This window comes from Pseudomonas sp. UBA3149 (assembly GCF_002364655.1).
Lineage (GTDB): Bacteria > Pseudomonadota > Gammaproteobacteria > Pseudomonadales > Pseudomonadaceae > Chryseomonas > Chryseomonas luteola.
This window is the reverse complement of record NZ_DEYV01000027.1, coordinates 141508-161701: the sequence shown is the minus strand read 5'-3', so window position 1 is coordinate 161701 and position 20194 is coordinate 141508. Positions and strand designations below refer to the sequence as shown.

Genomic DNA, 20194 nt, shown 5'->3' with positions numbered 1-20194 from the left:
TCTAACATGGTTAGCCAAGCGCTCGAGTACCAGCCTCATTAAGACCTGACATCAGCTTCTGATAAGGATATTGTAAATAAATGCTGCTGCTTCGTTCAGATCATGGATATATCCGGATAGGCTGTCTGTCTACGTAAGTAAGCTAATTTTATTAGTGCTGCTCTTATGACTCATTTAAGACAACCTGGTAGCAGTTAGGAATGAATAGAGGATTTTAGGGACACTGATACCTAGTCTCAGGAAGGTTTCCTGAGCTGAAAGAGGAGCCATGCTCATGTTGGCAGTAAACTCATCTGGCAGCGCTCAGGAAGCCGTTGTCACTTTGTCTAATCGTGAGCACGCCCCGGAGCATGAAAAGCAATCGCATACCGAAATAGCAAGACGGGTCGCTATTCTCAGGCACAGTGTATTTGAAGGCGAATACGCCCCTCAGTTAGCCGCTGATAGACCCCTCTACTACGTTCCTTCGCAGACGATAGTAGGTGTGGAAGCTGCCAACGCGTTGAGCATAAAGACTGAAAGAGATCTCCTGGGTGGCGTTGTTCCTGAAGCCTTTATGGGTACAAAAGCGATTACTCATCCCCTTGTCAGCCCAGGTGCATATGCCCCAAAAGGATGGTCCTATGATCTTTGCAATCATCTAGAGGGCGTATGCCTGAACGGCTTTTCAGTCTTTAGCCAAGAGGATGCGCGAAAAGCAGCCAGGCGATTATTGGAAAAGGGGCCGTTTCGGATCAAACCTGTCAGGGCAACGGCAGGACGTGGGCAAATCGTAGTTTCCACACGTGCCCAGGCGGAGTCTGCTCTTGCAGAACAGGATAACGATGAATTGTCCCATTTCGGTCTGGTACTGGAAGAAGCGCTTGAGGATGTCACGACCCTAAGCGTTGGTCAGATAAAAATTGGTGATCACCTAGCTTCTTACTACGGTACTCAACGTCTGGTTCAGGACCACAACGGCTGCTGGGTCTATGGTGGGTCTGAGTTAATAGTAGTCAGGGGTGGTTTTGATGAACTCTGCGTGCACTCGCCCGACGCCTCGATAAAGCTTGCGATAGAGCAGGCTAGGCGATATGACGCAGCGGCTGCCATGTGTTATCCAGGCTTTTTTTCATCGCGCCGCAACTATGATGTTGTCCAAGGGCACAATATCTCTAACCAATGGGTTTCTGGCGTTCTTGAACAATCCTGGCGAATGGGTGGCGCAACGAGTGCGGAGATCCTCGCTCTTGAAGCATTTGCAGCCGACGACTCACTTCATATCCTCAAGGCCACGTCTCGAGAGTCCTATGACTACCATGAAAAGCCTTTTGCACAAGCCGTAGTCTTTTATCAAGGCCACGATCCCGAGATCGGTTTTATAACGAAAAGTGCGAGGCTAGAACCGTATGGCAACCCGTAGTGAACAGCTGGAGCTCCAAGTGGATGATGAACACATTGCTGGAACCTTCCTGACGCCCGATGCCAAGGTTCCCGGTGTTCTTTTCGTGCACGGTTGGGGAGGCAGTCAGCAACGTGACCTGGGCAGGGCCAAAGGCATAGCCGGGCTCGGCTGTGTATGCATGACTTTCGATATGCGTGGTCACGGTTTGACTCAAGACAAGCAGCAGCACATCACGCGTGAGGACAGTTTACGTGATGTACTTGCAGCTTATGATCGTCTGGCTAAACACCCTCAGGTGGACGCTGAGGCTATCGCTGTGGTCGGTACGAGTTATGGGGGGTACCTATCCGCCATCTTGACCTCAATGCGGCCTGTTAAATGGCTAGCCTTAAGAGTTCCGGCCTTATACCGTGACGAGGACTGGACGGTCCCTAAGCGGCAGCTCAACAAAGAGGATTTAAGCCACTATCGAAACAGCCGTATTCATTCCTCTGAAAATCGGGCGTTGGCTGCCTGCGCTCAATTCAAGGGTGATGTTCTGGTTGTCGAGTCTGAGCATGATGACTTTGTCCCCCATACGACCATCATGAATTACCGTGCGGCCTTTCAACATACCCGCTCTCTGACACACCGGATTATAGAGGGTGCAGATCATGGTCTAAATGGAGAGACCTATCAGCAAGCCTATACCGCTATTCTCGTTAGCTGGGCAACCGAGATGATTGTTGGAGCTCGTGTCGGTGGTGGAATGCCCGGAGAATTGTCTGTAGCAAGCACAACTAGTCTGTAAGGGAGGCAGCATGGTATGGCCGGGGATATTTGCCAATGTCCGTAGCCTTAAGCGCAGAGTATAAGAGGGGATATAAGCGCTCTGTACTGCCCGTCACCGTATTCTTCGGCTACCGGTGGCACAAAGAGAGCCCCTATATCAAGCAGCTCTACCGTTGCTTGAAGCGGTTTGCCCACTGCAGGGCAAAATCTTGTCGGTGAAATGCATTGACTGTCGCAGCACCTAAGAGCATGACAATCGCTCCTACCGTCGCCATTGCCATGTCTTTTTGCGAGTCCCATGGGTCCTGCTGGGCGCCTACAAATGCCTTAGCGGCATCGCCACCCAGATAGGCACCTCCGATCCATTCGATAAGCTCGTACACGGCCGACGACGAGAGTATGAGATTGAGCGTCAGGAAGTAGCTTAGAAAACCACGCACCGGGACTAATCGCAGTAAACCCTCGCGGATAGGGTAAGCCAGCAGCAAACCATAACTAAAGTGCACCAAGCGGTCGAACTGATTACGTTGAAACCCCATGGCCTCATCAAGCGTCTGGCCGGTTAATGCCTGCCACCAAGCATTGTATGGCACCTGAGCATATGTATAGTGAGCACCTACCTCATGAATGCAGAGAAACAGAAAAACCAGGCTGAATGAGGTACGTGAAAACAGGAATTTCCGGTGGCTAATCGCTAGAACCAACACAAACAGCACGACAAGCAGATTTTCCATCAGCCAATCCCCCCGTTTAACGGGAGAAATCGCCAGTAAAACCCAGATCGCTCCAAATACAACCGTTAGCGTCAGGACGTACCGACGATACGAATCCTCTCTCATGAAAACTCCTGACAACGCCTAAATCAAAACAGTCGGAAACTGGATAATGCTGTCCACTCAGCGCTCCGAGTGCTTACCTACTTCTATACTGACGTGCTTAGACGCGTGAAGATTCCTTGAGAGGCGCCTTTCCATAAGCGGCTGATAACCCGTCCCTAATGCTCATGCATGCAGGTTTTGGCAAGCCGGAAGCAGTAAGCCATCCCGCGGGGTTTATCACCTCAGGCAGGCTTTAAGCCCATAGGATTAGATATCGTCTGACTTGGTGGAGGGTTGGTCATTTAGTGGGAGTATCCGCGGTAGCAGGAAAAAAATGCTTAGTGCTAGGAGGGTACAAAAGATAGCTGCCATTTCCCGGCCCGAACCCGCCGCCATGCCGATCGCAGCGGTCAACCAGATCCCGGCAGCGGTCGTCAGGCCCTTCACATGATTCAAGTCGTGGCCTTTTATTATTGTGCCTGCGCCAAGGAAGCCTATTCCTGTAACCAGTCCCTGTATGACACGACTAAGGTCGGTACTACCAACTCCCATCATCGAAGGAATGAGGACAAAGAGGGCTGAACCCAAGGCAACTAGCATATGGGTACGAATACCTGCCGCCTTGCCAGATTGTTCACGCTCTAAACCCAGTAGCCCTCCTAAAAAGGCTGCCAGCGTTAGGCGAAGCACAAGACGTGTTGTCTGCGCAGGATCAAGAAAGTCGGCGAACTCCTCACATAGAGTGGCCTTGATAATTTCCCAAGCATCGCTCATTACACATTCCTATATAAGGGCTGTTCCGGCCCCAACAAGCGGCGCTGAGTCTGCAAAGGAAATTTAGCTGCAGACGCATGCACTTTTCGCTTTTAACCGCCGTTAACGATCGTTTGTCAAACATAGAATTTACTTTACTGTTTATTCACGGAGAGCAAGAAATCGCACACTACGGCTATTAGGCGTAAGCACCAATACGTCCCGTGTTTTTCGATGGTACTCTTTTCAGGCGGAAAGACTGGTTCTAGAAACCGGGTTAAATCGCTTCGAGATCTGACCGTTACTGTTCCAAGAAACAAGCGGGATGTTGGTCTGCACGCATGTCGTTTGAACAGATTCCTGGGTTGGTCCTGGCCGCGCCAATTAAATCAACGCTCAATATGACTGCACAAATCTTCCAGGTTCAACCGGAAAGAGGCTGATACGATACGAAGACGATCTGTTTGTTGCCGTCCATGATATCAAGGCGAAGGTCCTAACTATGACAGACGATAGGAAAAGTTGGGTTCATCTGAGCCAGGACGCCGAAACCGGTATCGAGACCATTCGTGCTCATTTTGAGGGTCATGCTTATGATCCCCATTGGCATGACAGCTATCTTGTAGGGTTTACCGAGCAAGGCGTGCAGCAGTTCAGCTGCCGCAATGCGCTGCACGTCAGCACCCCTGGTAAGGTCTTCATGCTTGAGCCGGGTGAGATTCACGACGGCCATGCGCCGGCAGAGGGTGGGTTTACCTACTCCATGCTTTATCTGGAGCCGCAGTGGATCGAGCGTGAGTTGAGGATGTTGCATGAGGATGCGCCTGTACAATGCCTTCCCAGTTTTAGCGCGACACTGACCGATCAGACCGAACTCATGATCGCTATTGCCGATGCGTTCAAGGCGCTCGAATACAATGAGTTGAGAATAGTAAGGCAGACCGCGCTGGATCAACTGCTGATCAAGCTGACCGACCATGTGAAATGGCGAATGCGGGGAGCTTATGATCCCAGACTTCCGTTGGTAGCTTATCGCGTTCGAGATTATCTTCACGCTCACATGCAGGACGATGTAGGCCTGGATGAGCTTGCCAATACCGTAGGCGTGGATCGATTTCGCTTGACCCGAGCCTTCAAGGCCGCCTTTGGTTTGGCACCCCATGCCTACCTCATCCAGCTGCGACTCGCCAAGGCTCGTTTTATGTTGGCGAAAGGCGATCAACCGGCCGAGGTTGCCATGAGACTCGGTTTTGCGGATCAGAGCCACATGGGCCGTTGGTTCCGCCGCGCCTATGGGCTGACTCCAGCCAGCTACCGCAAGCGCTGCTCAAATCTTCCAGACGCCTCACGCAGCTAACACCACAATCGACTTCAGCCGTATAACTGTGGAGTCGATATGATGATTTCTGTGCCGTTCATTCTGTTCTCTCTGGTAGCCTCCATCACTCCAGGGCCTACCAACATCCTGGTGCTAAGTCACAGTGCCCGCTATGGATTCTGGAAGGCATTACCTATTGTGCTGGGTGGGTGTGCGGGCGCGGCCGGTATCGTGCTGGTAACAGGCGTGGGGATTGGCGAAAGCCTGACGAGCTACCCGTTGATCCAGCTCGTGATGAGCACTGCCGGCGTGCTGTGGTTGAGTTATCTGGCCTGGCAGATCTTTAGCAGCCCAGCCACGCCATTGAATGAGATGAGTGAGTCCATGGCCAATGACAAGCGCGTCGGGTTTGGCGGAGCGGCTGGGTTGCAGCTGATAAATCCAAAGACCTGGATGATGGCGATCGCCGTTATCAGCGTGTTTACGCAAGCCGGGTCAGACAAGGCCGCGCAGGTGGTACAGCTGACATCTGTATTCTTTGCGATATCGATTCCGTGTCTGACGGCATGGGCAGTGCTGGGCGCTAGCGTTTCGCGCTGGCTCGATTCTGCCACCCGTGTCAGATACTTCAACCGTCTCATGGGCCTGCTGTTATTGGGATCGGCTTGGCTGAGCCTGCTTTGATGTTTGTCCCATAGTTAGGCCAGACAACTGCCTGGCCTAACTATGGCTGTCTTCATGTAGTACTTTCAGGATATTTGGCTCGAGCCAGCCAGCCCTTCCATAACCATTTTCTCTCATGAACATCCAGAGGAGCATCGAACGCGTGCAATGCTAGCCACTGGTTGAAACGCAGCTGTTCGAGTTCTTCGGCTGGCTTGCATACCGGCCCACCCAGAACCTGTTCGATATTGTTAAGCAGTGGGGCAGGTACCTGTTCGCGATACAGGCAAATCTGCTCTCTCAAGACATCCAGTGTGTAGGTGAGGATTTCCTTGTCAGAAAACTCAGGCACGGACATAAGATACCTCTTGCAGCATTGATCATTAAGCAAAAACGGTTAAATACGATCCGTCGCGATGTCACATGAAGCGGGTTAGTGCTGAGTCGTTAGTTGGGCAAGCAAAAGCCCCATTTCTTTTACCGGCACGCAGTAGTTCGGGTTACAGGCGCTAAGTTCATGAATAGCCGTGGTCGAGCTAATAGCCTGTCTTTGATCCTCTACGATGCAGATCCCCCCGGCGCCTTTGATGGCGCGCAAGCCCTCGACGCCGTCTCGTCCCGATGCTGATAACACCGCGCCTATTGTACGCGGCCCAAATACCTTGGCTGCAGAGGTGAACAGTTCATCTGCTGAGGCATGCTCATGCCTTGCGGAATCAAGCCGTTTAAGCCTGATCATGCCCTTGGGCTCTATAGTGACTTGATACCCAGGCGGAGTGAGATAGACGCAGCCCGCCACGAGTAGCTCGCCGGGTGTGCATACTTTTACGGGAAGGAAGGTATAGCGTCCCATAAGCGTTACGAGCGCTCTACAGGGCTGTCGGTTGCTACACGAAGCATCACAACGACACAGGTTTCCAGGCGGGAAGGAAACGTGCTGGCGAGCTGGCATAAGGCTCTAAGACCAGGAAGGGGGGAGGTAATAACTACAATGTTGTTGATTGAGCTCATCTTAAACTTCTCATGCAAAACGCTGTGAAAGCATGTCCTGATGAAAAGGTAACTCCGGCTTACTGCCCTCACGCTCCGTATGCGGCTGCGTACAGACGGAAAAACAACGGGAATAAAAAACTGTATCGCCGCGAGTACAACAACTTCGCCAACACACTAAACGCGGCGATACAGAGGAGCACACTTCATGAGCTATGACATCACTACAGAACAGGTTCAAATACAACCTGTATTCAATGGAAAGCTGGGTAAAAGATAAGTTGCAGAATTGCTAAGTTATTAAATTCTTTGAACTTTATTCAAATACAAGTTTTGCTAAGTAGATACCAGACGCTGATTAAGATAGCGCTTCGTTGGAACGGCGCAATTGTGCAGATTTGCTTTTTAATCTTCTACATGAAAATTGTACGTGTATAACCATGGACCTATCTGTTACGTCTTAACCTTGTAATATCTTGAAATATCCATCAATCCTTATATACGACTACGGCAGCTGAAACAGATAAGCTTTAGTCCCGGATCTCAGCTGCTACTCGCCGTCGACGTTGGACGTAAGCAGTGAGTCAATGGCGTGAGCGTTCAAGGGCATACGATGCTACCAGTCTGATCTACCCAGTGATCACACAGAAACAAGGCTTAACGCCCCCGTTTTGGCGAGTCGATATCGAGCAAGGTCTTCTGCCAGAAACAGCGAGCCCCGGTAATGGTGTGCAGCCTCACTACGGATATCCTCAATGGAGGGAGACTGCTCCGGATTGGCTTGATAGCGGGCGCTAAAGTGCGTCAGGACAAGATTGGGCAGCCCGCTGGATTGGGCAAAGCTCGCAATCCCGGCCGCTGAGCTATGTCCGAATGTATCGCCAGCCCTGTCTGCAACATCTTGTGTATATGTCGACTCATGAACAAGCACCTGAGCTGGCTGGCGAAAGGTCCGCAACAGCTCGGGCTGATCGTTGTCACCGCAGACGACCAGGCAGCGAGCCGCATGGGGGTAGTACACATAATCGCCGCTTTTAAACGTTTGGCCTTCATGTACCACATCAATGCCTTTACGCAGCTGTCCCCAGATTGGGCCGCGTGCAATACCTTCGGCATTCAATTTTTCAGTGTTTAGATGAGGTTCACGGGCTGTTTCGATAAACCGATAGCCGAAAGAGGGCACGCGATGGGAGAGGGGCGTAGCATCGACCGTCCACCGTGGAAATGCCCACTGCCCCAGCGCCTCAGCCGGCAGAAACTCTACGTCAAAGGGCAGGTACAGCTGGGTGAATTGTCGAGTCGCGTTAAACCATTCGGCAATGCCCGCCGGGGCAATGATGGGAAGTGGCTTCTTTCGGCCTGACATGCCTGCGCTGGCCAGGAGGCCTGGCAAGCCATAACAGTGGTCACCATGGACATGTGTAATGAAGATGGCCTGCAGATCATGCAGCGACAGACGTGTACGCAGTAGCCGGTGCTGAGTGGCCTCGCCGCAATCAATCAGAAACCAGTCACTGCCCATCTCTTCCTGTAGGGCAAGCCCGGTCACGTTGCGTTTCTTGGTCGGTACGCCGGCGGACGTGCCCAGAAATAGTAAATCCACAAATGCCTCTATTTATCGGTGCCGCACCAGTATCAAGACATAGTGTATATCGCAGATGGCTGCAAGGTGGTGAGCATGAGACTTGCCGACCTCCGTGTCGGCGTATTTCAGAACGCTCAGGTTCCAGGCGCGACGTCATTTCTGGCGATTCGGATCTCTTGCACCATAGCCTCGGAAAACTTCTGGGCGGCTGACCAACGCAGGTGGATTGCATCTATGAAGGATGTTTTGGCGGTAATCCATTCCTTGTCGCCATTCCAATACTGGGCCTTGGTTGGCGCCAGGGCGGTAGCAAGCTGCTGGTCGAAATTAGCCAGAAAGACACCTGTTGGATCTTGCTGGGCTTTCCAGTCAGGATGTAATGGCGTGGATACGACCGTTAATTGCCGTCCCTCCTGGTACAAACGGGTAGCCAGGGTTTGCAGGGCATTGAAACAGGTTGAATCCAGCGCTTCCGGGCGGCCATAAAGTAATTCACGACTGTTCACCGTATTGAGCGGGCCGTCCCCGTAGCGATTGAACACCAAGGGATCGAACTCGATACGGTTGGCGCGCTGATCTTTTACCTTCAAGGCATTGCGCATCAGCGAGCCGGGGGAGAAATAGTGCATGTAGTAAAGCCAGGGTGACGTTTTCTCATACACGTACTGATCAACATCGTTGCGATTGAATACGGCAGCCGAAACACGCCAGCAACCCGCAAAGTCCTGGGGGTCGACTACCATCAGGACATGCCTGACGGTAGGTTCCCGGTCAAGTAGCCAGTTGGCAACGTATACCGATTGATTGGCATGCAGACCACAGAAGGCGCCGTTCAGCGGGCGCGTACCTGGGGAATGCCTGACGATGGCATCACCATCGATATGCCGCCAGGCTACAGATGACCCTATCACCAGCAGGTCTGGCGATTCGATGGGGTTTTCACGTAGAAAGCTGAGTTTCTCATCAACGCACAGGCTATTGGAGAATGCCGGTGGGGGCAGGTTATCTGTGCCGCGCAGGCCGAGCAGCAGCATCCAGAACGCCGCGAGGGCACCCGCCATTCCGCCAAACAGTGCCAGCAGGTAGCCGGCAGAAATCCTGCTGCCGGAACTGGAGGTGGGCTTGTCATCCGCTGCTGAAGTCTTCATGACACCGCGGCTCCTTCGAGTTTGGATTGGATCAGCTGAGCGAAATGGCCCACATTCTTGAGTGACTCAAGCTCTGCGGTCCTGAACTTGATACCAAAACGCTGCTCTGCCGCCACGATCAGGATGACATGCGTCTGGCTGTCCCAGCCGTCGATGTTGTCAGCGGTCATGTCTGGGGTAAGCACAATGTCGTCGTCATCGAACACGTCGCGGAAGACCTGGGTCAGTGCGTTGAGAATGTCCTTATCGTTCATACGTCAGTAACCTCGATGAAATGGCGGGAAGTACGGGGTGAGAGCAGGTCATAACGCCAGAAGCTGGCGTTGGGGATAGCGCCTTCAGGTGCTGGGCAATGATCGAAGCCCAGCGCTGCATAATGTTCGGCAACCATGCCGTTCCGGTCGGTAGGGCGATATTCGCCGATGAGCGCTGCCCAGCCAGCTGCCGTCGCGCGTTTGATCAGTACATCGAGGACGGCCTCTTCTACCTGACGGCCCAGGACGCGACAGCTCATCAGCCAGGTATCGATAAGAAGTTCATCCTGAGCCCATGCGGTATCTGCGCGTGCGAGAACTACGCTGATCAGGCCGTTATCACCGAATTTGTCGCTCAGGCGCACCGCAAGGGCAACTGCACGATTATCTGCTGCAAGGCGTTCGACCTCCGCTTCGCTGTAGCGGCGCGTCGTAAGGTTGAACTGATTGGTCTTGTTAATCAGCTGCGTGGTACGGATCAACTCTGCCGGACCGATGGTGGTAGCGGTAAGAACCATTTGCAGACCGCGCAGGTAACCTTCCATGTCGGTTGCCTGGCTCATGGCAACCTTGCGTTCGGCGTTAAGGGCATAGTGACGGCTGCGTGCAGTGTCGTCTGTGGTGAACGAGACTGTCTCGAAATAACCGGCAGCCGCTACGCGAGCAGGGTAGTCGGCTACATCCTCGGGAAGTTCCGGCACCGCCACCTCGGGTAGCTCACGGCGAACAATGTCACGCTCAGCCGGGTTGTCGTCGACAAAGACCAGGCTGTCGAGGCCGATATTGAGCAGGGAGGCGATACGCCGCAGGTTGCCGGCCTTGTCTTCCCAGTTGGCGACAAAGGCGGCGATATCGGAGCGCTTGAGACCCATTTCCGGGTGGTCGAACGCCGCTTCAGCTACTGCCAGATCGTTCTTGCTACAGACCGCGAGAATGATGCCTCGTTTGGCCAGATTCCCTGCGTAATGCTGGAATGCCAGAAATGCTTCACCTGCCGGCGATCCCTGGCCTATCTGGATGCCATGAACACCATCGTCGCCAACCACGCCGCCCCACAGAGTGTTATCAAGGTCCAGGACCAGGCACTTGCGTGAGAGACCGACCCCGGCAGCAGCAACCCTTGCCAGCTGATCGCCATAAAGGGGGGCCAGCGTTGGGCTGACCAGCTGTTTTGCTTGGTGCCACCGCACAGGCTCAGCCAGACCGGTGCCATACATTCCTTGTGCAGCTTGCCACGCCAGGTCCATCAGCAGTACACCTTCTTCCCTTGCCGCTGCACGGATGGCGGTATTGAGCCGCTCGATTACGGCAAAGGGCGCGGCTGGAACATGGGCTTCGAATGAGCCGAACAGCAAGGGTTCTGCAGTGACAAGCGTTTGCTGAATAACCTGCGCTGCGTAACGTTCCCGGGCGAGGCGCCAGAGGTGGCGTAACTCCTCGATACGCGTCTCAACGGCGCTTGAAACCTGCGTCTCTGATGCATCCAGGGGCAGCTGCAGGGAAGTGTCTTTTGCATCCACGGCCAACAGAATCACCTGGGGGGCAAAGGACGATAGCGTAGGGTCGTCCATTAGTAAGGCCTGTCGATACATGCCATACGGGGCAACATACACGGACAAGGCCAGACGCCGGGAGAGGCCTGCTACCCGAATGGCAGGAGCGAGATGGTCCACGGTATGGGAGGAAAGCAGGGCGATGCGCAAGGGACGCAAACCCAGTGCTGCCAGATCTCCTGCTGTGGTGAGATCACTCAGTCCTTCTGCGGCAAGCTTATCCAGTCGGGCGGTAAGGGTGAAGTCCCGTCGAAATCCGGATAAATAAGCCGCCTGACTGAGCCGCTTGGCAGGGTCTGCCTCTCGCTTGGCCTCGCTGATCGCTGCGCCGAGATCTGGATGAGGGGGAAGCCAGGGTAATAGGTCCATCATGGAATGCTCCTGTTTCGACACTTAGAACTGGAAGTAAAGAAACTCGGTCGGGGCCGCAGAGAACGCAGAGGCCAATGCAAAAAAACCCAGTACACCCAAGGCAGCGCCTAGCACTGGCGTAGGCCGCCACGCCATGAAGGGGAACCAGTGTTCGATCCAGTTTTCCTTTGGCCGAAAGTTCAGGGCAGTGCGGAAGTGATGCATCCACTGGCCGATATTGGGCATGGTCCAGACAAAGGCCAGCAACATAGCGATGGCCAGAAAATCGGACTTGTCGAGCTTGGTCGAGACGTCGCTCAGGCCCACCATACCGGTGAGGATGGCCATGGCAGCGGACACGCTTTCGGCTCGGAAGAACACCATGGCCACTACTACACAGGTGAAAGTGAGCAGCAATGCAGCGACCTGATGGATTCGGTTATCACTGTCGAGCTTCCAGCCTTTACTGACCTTATAGGCGCGCCAGCCATGGGCGACCACAAGGTAAAAACCGTGGAGTAGCCCGAACGCTACGAATTGCCAGCCGGCCCCATGCCAGACGCCGGAAATGAACATGGTGAAAAGGGTAGGGTAGGCCACCAGCGCTACAAAGGTACCAAGCGACATTTTTCCGCGCTTGGGCAGGGACTTACCGGCAGCCAGCCGTGCACGGGTAATCCGCATGACGATGGGATTGTAGATATAGGCGGTCAGAAAGCGTGTCAGCGTCATGTGCCAGCGAGACCAGTAGTCGATGACGTTGCGTGCCTTGAACGGGCTGTTGAAGTTGGCCGGTAGGCTTATTCCAAAAAGAAGCCCCAGGCCGATCGCCATGTCGCTATAGCCGGAAAAATCAAAATAGATCTGGAGGGTGTAGGTAAGCGCGCCGGTCCATGCGTCGAAGAAAGAGGGCGTCACGCCGTCGGCTGCCAATGCAAACACCGGCGAAGCTTTTTCACCCAATGGGTCAGCGATAACAACCTTCTTGAATAGCCCCAGCAGGAAGATAGTGGTGCCAATAGTGAGATTATCCAGGCGGGGTTTGAAGTTGTTGCGTTCGCGAAACTGCTCCAGCATCTCACGGTGATGGGTAATCGGTCCGGCGATCAGGTGCGGAAAGAAGGTAATGAAAAGGCAGTAGTTGAGAAAATCATGTTCAACAACTTCACCGTCGTGTGCATCGACCAAATAGGCAATTTGCTGGAACGTGAAGAACGAAATGGCCAAGGGTAGAATGATGTCACTGACCGTCCAGCCTGTATCGAGCACATCATCAAGCGTACCGAGCAGAAAACCGGTGTATTTGTAGTACCCCAGCAGTGCCAGGTTGGCGGCAATACCTAGTGTCAGGGCCCAGCGGGAAGGGTTGCGAAGTAGATAGCCACCCAGCAGGTAATTAAAGATCATGCTTGCGGCCAACAGCGGAACGTTGGCTGGGTTCCACCAACCATAAAATACCAGGGAGGCGAGTGTCAGCCAGACGATCGCCAGGCGTTGTCGACCCGTTCCACCCAATACAAAAAAGCCTAACAGTACGACTGGAAGAAATCCGGCTATAAACGCAAACGAGTTAAAAAGCATCGTCCTGATCCTCTTAACAACGCCATTCCATGGCCAAGGGCTCGCCCGGCGACAAGCCAGAGCGGGGTGGTTTCCTTGGCACTGCATCATGAATGGCTATCACTGATATCCACCGCGGCCATCTACTACCGACCGCGCATAAGTGCCTTTCACCGTCGCGTACGGGGATTTTGATCCAAAACGTTTGTGCGCTCGGCCACAGAAAAATCCTATATCTCCGTGTAGCACCTATGCTTAGCGCTTGCCAAAAAAGCTCGCCGCTTCAAGCGGCAGATTTGCTTATTTGTGTGATCTAGTTTGCTTTATGTGGAAAGAAAAGCGCCGTTTATTAATGTTCTGTTAATGAGTCTTTACCAGACTGCCCATAAATTGTGACGGCTATCACTCATAAATGGGGCGCGGTTGTTGTTGCTCCTTAAAACAAATAACGGAATTACAAAATAATACCAGCCCTATTAACAATTTAAGAAAGCTACCAATCCCAAAGACATAACCAAGTAATCAGAGACGTAAAAAACAAAAAGGCCACCATTAGGTGGCCTTTTCGCTAAACAGACGATTAGCGTTTGGTGCGGGTGGTAGGATCGACATCGTCCATATGATCGGTGCCACGCATGCCAGCCCGGGTTGCGACATTGTCATTTTCGATGTCTACATCGGTACGGCGTACTGTGTCACGAACCGTTTCGTTATGATGAGTCGTTTCCTTACCTACCACGACTTCTTCCACGACTCGAGCGGTCTTCTCAACAACGGCTTCTTCTGCCGTTTCCTGGATCTCTACCGTTCCAGATTTGAAGGCAGAAAGATCGTCAGTGGAGACTGGGCGGTCGACAGGGCGACGTTCGATAACGGCATGCTGTTCGCTGAGGTTGACCGTTTCTTCAACGGGACGCTCACTCATACGTGATACCACTCGTACGCGGCCCAGGCTGTTTTCACGTTTGCCAACCTTCAGCTCTTCTTCCATGACTGGAATGGCCGTGCGGTCAGTCGCTTCAGTAGGCGTCTGGTCAGCGAGGGTAGTGGACCCTGCACCCAGTGTAGAAGCTGTGTTGGGGTAGTCACTCGATACCGGTCCGGTAGCGGCGCTGGTGCCCATGGTGGTCGCTGAAGAGCCGATCGCACCCTGGTTGCTCCAATTGGCGCTGCGCTCGTCGATATCAATTGCGCCATTGCGCTCCATGATTTCTTCAACGACACCTACTTGTGCGTCGTCATTGACGGTAACAGTCACTACAGTGGATCCACGGCGTACTGCTTCAGGATAAGTATCGGCGTAGCGGCTATTATGGGTGTCGCTGTCGCTAAAGATTGAGCGGAAGAAGCCGCCGATCTTGTCGGTCATCGATTCATCGTCGTGAGTACGGGTGTCGGACCGCATGGAGGTATCTGTCGTGCCGTCGAGCACGGGGGATTCGTTAGAGGCGGCCATACGGATGTTCGTTTGGGATACGCCTTTAGACAAAAGCTCACGCTTAACCTGTTCTGCTTCGTTAACGTGGTCAAATGCTGCAACTAGAATGTGCTGTTTCATAAAGTCACCTTTCGTTCTCTTCGGCAGCTGTGCTGCGATTCGATTGGGCGGTGCAGACTGCGATTACCGCGCGGAACCGGAGTGATCTGACTCCGGATGAGAGTGGCTGCGTTCTACAGTCACGTTTTCGCGTTTCAATGTGACCGGCACGGTACGTTGTGCTTCACGAGTGACGCGTTGGACATGAAGTTCTTCCTTCAACATCAAGCGTTTTTCAACAACCAGAATTTCTTCGAAAACAGGGATGATGGTGACATCACCGTCCTGTCGCACCTGTGGAAGGTGAGCGGGGTCGACTGGCGTGTCGAATTTGACCCGTTCGATAACCGTTTCCTCATACCGCAAGGCGTCAGAAACGGTGTATTCCTTGGACTCGACGGTCTTGTTGATCCGGACGCGGCCGGATTCGACAGTCTCTTTATGAAGCTCGGCACGCTCTTCAACGATAGGTATCGTTTCGGTTGCTTGCCTATCAGACTGGTCGTTGTTCATCCGTCTATCCTGCTGTTGATTTCGCTCGGTGTTTTCATGCCCTTCGTGAAAATGGAGTGAGTCATGAACGGTTCGTTCAGAGAAACTTACGAGCGGTAGAGCCGGTTCTAGACTGGTTGAGAGCTGTGTCTAAAACCAGAAGATTTACAGGAACGTAAGCGGTCTGTAGGAGTCGGCCCAATGCAACCGAGCAAGCGTAACGCTGTTAAAGGAGGTGATGAGAGGAGGCGGACGCAGAAACGCCCGCCGACATGAAGAAAGGACCTAAGCGCTTAGATGACGCATCCATGCCAAGCCTTCAGATGTATTTCCACGGGGACGGTATTCACAACCGATCCAACCGGTGTATCCCAATTCATCAATCAGCTGGAACAGATAGGGATAATTGATTTCGCCGCTGTCTGGTTCGTGGCGGTCCGGTACGCCAGCTATCTGGATATGCCCAATACCTGCTATGTAACGACGTAGTTTTGCAGAGATATCTCCTTCTACGATTTGGCAGTGGTAGCAATCAAATTGGACCTTGAGGTTGGCAGCACCCACTTCTGAACAGATGGCCTGAGCCTCATCCTGCCGGTTCAGGAAGAAACCGGGCATATCACGCGTATTGATAGGCTCAATGACTACCGTCAGGCCACTCTTGGCCGCTTCCTGTGTCGCATAGGTGAGGTTTTGCAGGTATACCTCACGGTGTGTTGCGCGATCTGCGCCTGCCGGCAGCAGCCCGGCCATAACATGAAAGCGGTCATTACCCAGAGCGGCAGCATAGTCCAGCGCACGGGCGATGCTATCCCGAAATTCAGCTTCGCGGCCGGGGAGGGAGGCGAGACCGCGCTCCCCGGTCGCCCAATTCCCAGGCGGTGCGTTGAACAGCACCTGGACAAGTCCGTAGTCGTCGAGCCGTGCCTTGAGCTCGGCAGCTGGGTAGTCGTAAGGAAACAGGTACTCGACTGCCTTGAAGCCATCGGCCGCGGCCGCAGCAAAGCGGTCGAGAAAGTCGTGTTCGGGATATAGCATGCTCAGGTTTGCAGCGAAGCGGGGCATGGTCTCTCCTTCGAGTGTTCAGACAAAGGGCCAGAGCAACAGGGTCAAGATAAACCCCAGGGAGCCCAGCAGTGTGGTCAGTACGGTCCAGGTTCGCAGGCCGTCGCCCACGTTCAGCCCAGCCAGTTTAGTGAAGATCCAGTAGCCCGCATCGTTGATGTGAGACATGGCGAGCCCGCCTCCGCCCATGGCTATTGTCAACACCACTCAGGAAACAAGCGGCATTCCGTACGGCTCGCCTTGCCGTGAGCACCTGAAAGCCTGTCAATCTTGACGGCAGGCTCTCAAGTGGCCCGCTCCGACGTCCGTCGCCATTGACGGCTCAGCCATCGCCAGGCAATCCAGCCCAGACCCAGCATATAGGCGAGGCTGCCAGGTACCCACATGATGAGGCCTGCCAACTGTTGGTCAGACAGGTCGCCTGATTCGTGGTAAAGCGTTTGGGTACTGAAGGTGAGAAGCGCGCCCAGTAATCCGGTATGCATGAGTGTGAGCAGAAGCGCAAGCAACACCTGAGGAACACGCGCATGACTGGCATGCAGGCACGACCACCACAATAACCAACCGGTAAAAAGAAAGCAGATGTGTTCGGTGACATGCCACCAGAGGTTATCCAGAGCGAGCTGGTAAGGTTTAGGGGCATGCCAGCCCCAGATCGCCAGCGCATGGAGCAGGGCTGCAGCTGTTGGATAGCGACCGGCCTTCAGGATGGGATGCCAGACGCGTCGGCCGCGTCCACGTAACGCAGCCTGCCACTGGGGCAGCGGTCTGGCGAGCGCCCACAGGGGCGCAACGATAATCATATAGAGCATATGCTGGACCATATGTATGGCTGTACTGGTTTCCGCCCAGCCATCGAACGGGCCAAACGTTGCCAGGGCTGCGACGACCATGCCGGCATGAAACCAGAGCGCCTCGCCTCGATGAGGCGGAACCCGGCGCTGCCCTATGTAATAGAGCCCCCACATGGCAGCCAGCAGTACAGCGCAGCCCCATATAGGTAGACGTTCGGTCAGATGACCCTCTAGTAACCCATGACCATAGGCCGAAGGTGCAATACCCAGCAGGATTATCAGGGCTAAAGGCATGGCGGCATCAACAGAATGGGAATACCTACAAACAGCGTGGCGATTGCGCTGACCAGGTGCAGTCCGGCGCCCAGCGTTGCCAGGAAGCGTTGCCGACGTGCCTCCTCGGAATCTCCTAGGCCAATAGCCTGCCAGCAGCGCCGCGCATTCCACAGCAAAAAAACCAGTGTGGCGAGCGTAAGCAAACCCAGCATGAGGTTTATACGATTGAGGGCACCAGCTTCTGCAGCAGGCGGCGTGATCTGGCAGGCTACTGTAAGCCCCCCATAGATAGAGATAAACCACACGCTCCAGACAACAAGGCCTGCAACCAACTGCAAGGGATGGGCTGGACGCATCAGTAAGGATTCCAGGTCAGGGGAAACAGCACCGTGGCGATGTAGCTGATGGTAACTACCGTTGTGGTATAAACCCACCACTGCAGCACGATCTTGGGCTCATAAGGTGCATTGATCCCGACATACCCCCAATGCACCCGCAAGGCCTGAAGTGCAGTAGCCAGGACACCTACCACGGCATGGAGCAGGCTGTAACCCAGCATGGTCAGCAGCACGGCATCGTGGGTTGTTGCGGTAGGCTTCAAAGGCGCTTCAATGATTACCAAGACCAGCAGCAGCGTATGCACCAGGCCAAGCACAGTGATACCTGCCAGTTGAGGCCCTAGGTGCGTAATGTGCTTCTCCCTAAGCTGATTCACGACACGGCGCAGCCAGCCGGTGACGATGAATGCCGGCAGCAACGCGGCCAACATAAGTCCATGGTTGAGTGGGTTCTGCGAAGGAATCTGCCAATTGGGCGACACGCTCCACAGGTAGAACCAGCCGAACAATAGCGAGAGGTAAAGGGAGCCGTTGGAAATCAATGTGGTTCCCATGCCCCAGAGGCCCGGACCGTCAAACGTACGGGAGTGCAAGGGAGGCTCATCCGGCTGGGTATGCGCATCAGGCGCTGCCTTGGGATGAGCGCCGTTTTCCCAGCTCCAGCGCAGACAGATGATCAGCGCCGCCAGCGCACCCAGACCCGCTAACGTATAGGCACTGACTAACAGGCAGATGCACATCACAGCCAGTACAGCCGAAAGCACAAAGGGCCACATCGAATTGCCGGGTAGGTGAATCACATGGCGTACCCGTCCGGTAACCGGATCGACACCCCAGGTTTCGCGGCGACCATGACTACTGACCGAAAGGCCATATTCGCCATTGGCGATCGCTTCCGGCAGATGCGGCTGGTCCCACAACGGATGGCGGGTCGTCACTTCCGGCAAGCTGATGAAGTTATAGGCAGTGGGTGGCAATTGCGTTGCCCACTCCAGCGTATCCGCCTTCCACGGATTCTTACCGGCCTTCTCGCCAAAGCGGAAATGCAGGAACAGGTCGAGCAGAAACGTTGCAACACCAAAGGCTATGATGAAGCCGCCAATCGAGGAGATCAGGTTGGGCAAATCCCAGCCCAGGCCGCTTTCATAGGTATAGACCCGCCGTGGCATGCCCATAAGGCCCGTCCAGTGCATGATCAGAAAGGTCATGTTGAAGCCGATGAAGGTCAGCCAGAAGCCCCACCGCCCAAGCGTCATGGAGGGCATCCGGCCTGAGAAATGGGGTAGCCAGTAGTAGATGCCGGCCATCAGCGGGAAGAACATGCCGCCTACCAGCACATAATGAAAATGGGCGACGACAAAGTAGGTGTCGTGCACCTGCCAGTCGAACGGCACGAGAGAGAGCATCACGCCTGTTAGCCCACCTGCAACAAAGATGACGATAAACCCTACCAGCCAGAGCATGGGCAGCTCGAATCGAGGCTTACCCAGCCACAGGGTCGCAATCCAGGAAAACACCTGAATCCCTGTTGGCACTGCCACCAGCATGCTGGCCGCCGAAAAGAACAGTTGCGCCAGTTGGGGAATGCCGATGGTAAACATATGGTGTACCCATAGACCAAAGCTGATGAAACCAGTCGTTAGCACACCCAGTACAACCCAGCGGTAACCCACCAGCGGACGCCCGCAGAACACCGGGAGAATGGTCGAAACGATACCGGCGGCCGGTAAAAAGATGATGTAAACCTCAGGGTGGCCGAACAGCCAGAACAGATGCTGCCACAGCACAGGGTCGCCCCCGCGGGCCACATCGAAAAAGGGCAGATCGGCGGCACGGGAAATCTCCAGCATCAGGCTTGCCAGTATCATGGGTGGAAAGCCGATCAGGATCATCATGGCTACTACGAGCATGTACCAGGCGAAGATCGGCATCTGGTGTAGTCCCATGCCAGGGGCGCGCGCTCGAAGAATGGATACGACGATCTCGACGCCTGCCGAGATAGCGGAGATTTCTACAAAGGTAATTCCGATCAGCCAGAAGTCCGAGTTGAGTCCCGGTGAGTACACCCGGTCCGACAGGGGCGTGTACATGAACCAGCCGGCATTGGGAGCTACATCCAATAGCAGGCTCGACAGCAGGATCAATCCACCGAACAGGTAGCACCAGTAGCCAAGGGATGAAAGGCGTGGGAATAGCATATCGCGTGCGCCCAGCATCTTGGGTAGCAGGTAGATGGCGAGACCTTCCAGAATCGGTACGGCAAACAGAAACATCATGACCGTGCCGTGCATGGTGAAGACCTGGTTGTATTCGTCCGGTCCCAGAAATGTATTGCCCGGGATGGCCAGCTGGGTGCGAATCAGCATGGCCAGAAGCAGTCCAACCAGAAAGAAAAATAGGCCCGTCACCAAAAAACGCACCCCAATGGTGGTGTGGTTGACGATACTGAGTGCGCGCCAGCCACGGGGATTACCCCAGACCTGATCAAGATCCTGGTGAAGACGATCCTGTTCGGCCTGCTCACCGTGGGTATGGGTGGTCATG

18 protein-coding genes and 2 pseudogenes are annotated in these 20194 nt (G+C 54.2%); 4 read left to right on the top strand and 16 right to left on the bottom strand.

What is annotated here, in order from left to right; all coding sequences use genetic code 11:
- Window positions 1-274 precede the first annotated feature (274 nt).
- Both B3729_RS17380 and B3729_RS17375 read left to right on the top strand, forming a co-directional pair.
- On the top strand, window positions 275-1402 hold the full coding sequence (locus B3729_RS17380) for a DUF3182 family protein (RefSeq protein WP_286788537.1): 1128 nt from the start codon (window positions 275-277) through the stop codon (window positions 1400-1402).
- Window positions 1389-2174: an alpha/beta hydrolase family protein gene (locus tag B3729_RS17375; RefSeq protein ID WP_286788536.1), complete on the top strand. Its 786-nt coding sequence runs from the start codon at window positions 1389-1391 to the stop codon at window positions 2172-2174. The genes B3729_RS17380 and B3729_RS17375 overlap by 14 nt, the downstream gene beginning before the upstream one ends.
- 148 nt (window positions 2175-2322) lie before the next feature.
- Here the strand turns inward: B3729_RS17375 and B3729_RS17370 are convergent, their stop codons facing one another.
- Window positions 2323-2994 (bottom strand): DUF2238 domain-containing protein, encoded by a 672-nt coding sequence (locus B3729_RS17370; RefSeq protein ID WP_286788535.1) that lies wholly within the window; start codon window positions 2992-2994, stop codon window positions 2323-2325.
- Between the two features lie 246 nt (window positions 2995-3240).
- Window positions 3241-3747, bottom strand: coding sequence for an MgtC/SapB family protein (locus B3729_RS17365; RefSeq protein ID WP_181123504.1), 507 nt, complete (start codon window positions 3745-3747; stop codon window positions 3241-3243).
- A 481-nt stretch (window positions 3748-4228) separates the two neighbouring features.
- On the opposite strand from B3729_RS17365, the gene B3729_RS17360 reads away from it, so the two are divergent.
- Window positions 4229-5083, top strand: coding sequence for an AraC family transcriptional regulator (locus B3729_RS17360; RefSeq protein ID WP_286788534.1), 855 nt, complete (start codon window positions 4229-4231; stop codon window positions 5081-5083).
- A gap of 39 nt (window positions 5084-5122) precedes the next feature.
- Window positions 5123-5728, top strand: a complete 606-nt coding sequence (locus tag B3729_RS17355; RefSeq protein ID WP_019363863.1) for a LysE family translocator — start codon at window positions 5123-5125, stop codon at window positions 5726-5728.
- A gap of 52 nt (window positions 5729-5780) precedes the next feature.
- On the opposite strand, the gene B3729_RS17350 is transcribed toward B3729_RS17355, so the two are convergent.
- The 14 genes and pseudogenes from B3729_RS17350 to ctaD form a co-directional block, all read right to left on the bottom strand.
- A complete protein-coding gene (locus tag B3729_RS17350; RefSeq protein WP_019363862.1) occupies window positions 5781-6065 on the bottom strand; it encodes a hypothetical protein in 285 nt (94 codons plus the stop codon).
- Window positions 6066-6140: 75 nt separating this feature from the next.
- Window positions 6141-6659: a chemotaxis protein CheB gene (locus tag B3729_RS17345; protein WP_286788533.1), complete on the bottom strand. Its 519-nt coding sequence runs from the start codon at window positions 6657-6659 to the stop codon at window positions 6141-6143.
- A gap of 678 nt (window positions 6660-7337) precedes the next feature.
- Window positions 7338-8300, bottom strand: a complete 963-nt coding sequence (locus B3729_RS17340; RefSeq protein ID WP_286788532.1) for a ribonuclease Z — start codon at window positions 8298-8300, stop codon at window positions 7338-7340.
- 116 nt (window positions 8301-8416) lie between these two features.
- Window positions 8417-9430, bottom strand: coding sequence for a hypothetical protein (locus B3729_RS17335; RefSeq protein ID WP_019363859.1), 1014 nt, complete (start codon window positions 9428-9430; stop codon window positions 8417-8419).
- Window positions 9427-9684, bottom strand: a complete 258-nt coding sequence (locus B3729_RS17330) for an acyl carrier protein (RefSeq protein ID WP_286788531.1) — start codon at window positions 9682-9684, stop codon at window positions 9427-9429. Before B3729_RS17330 ends, B3729_RS17335 begins: the two co-directional genes overlap by 4 nt.
- Complete coding sequence (locus tag B3729_RS17325; protein WP_312124850.1) at window positions 9681-11606, bottom strand: HAD-IIIC family phosphatase; 1926 nt, start codon at window positions 11604-11606, stop codon at window positions 9681-9683. The genes B3729_RS17330 and B3729_RS17325 overlap by 4 nt, the downstream gene beginning before the upstream one ends.
- A 24-nt stretch (window positions 11607-11630) precedes the next feature.
- Window positions 11631-13169, bottom strand: a complete 1539-nt coding sequence (locus B3729_RS17320; RefSeq protein WP_286788529.1) for an MBOAT family O-acyltransferase — start codon at window positions 13167-13169, stop codon at window positions 11631-11633.
- 559 nt (window positions 13170-13728) lie between these two features.
- Window positions 13729-14706 carry a YsnF/AvaK domain-containing protein gene (locus B3729_RS17315; protein WP_286788528.1) on the bottom strand — a complete coding sequence of 326 codons (978 nt, stop codon included), beginning with the start codon at window positions 14704-14706 and terminating at the stop codon, window positions 13729-13731.
- Window positions 14707-14769: 63 nt separating this feature from the next.
- Window positions 14770-15213: pseudogene (locus tag B3729_RS17310) on the bottom strand (YsnF/AvaK domain-containing protein); the annotation flags it as partial.
- A 249-nt stretch (window positions 15214-15462) separates the two neighbouring features.
- Window positions 15463-16242: a 2-oxo-tetronate isomerase gene (gene otnI, locus B3729_RS17305; protein ID WP_286788527.1), complete on the bottom strand. Its 780-nt coding sequence runs from the start codon at window positions 16240-16242 to the stop codon at window positions 15463-15465.
- Window positions 16243-16260: 18 nt separating this feature from the next.
- Window positions 16261-16446 (bottom strand): annotated as a pseudogene (locus B3729_RS17300) (transporter); the annotation flags it as partial.
- Window positions 16447-16526: 80 nt separating this feature from the next.
- Window positions 16527-17330, bottom strand: coding sequence for a cytochrome c oxidase assembly protein (locus B3729_RS17295; RefSeq protein WP_286788526.1), 804 nt, complete (start codon window positions 17328-17330; stop codon window positions 16527-16529).
- Window positions 17321-17668: a hypothetical protein gene (locus B3729_RS17290; protein WP_074825703.1), complete on the bottom strand. Its 348-nt coding sequence runs from the start codon at window positions 17666-17668 to the stop codon at window positions 17321-17323. Before B3729_RS17290 ends, B3729_RS17295 begins: the two co-directional genes overlap by 10 nt.
- Entirely contained in the window at window positions 17668-20193 is a 2526-nt protein-coding gene (gene ctaD / locus B3729_RS17285) for a cytochrome c oxidase subunit I (protein WP_286788564.1), read from the bottom strand. The genes B3729_RS17290 and ctaD overlap by 1 nt, the downstream gene beginning before the upstream one ends.
- Window position 20194 lies beyond the last annotated feature (1 nt).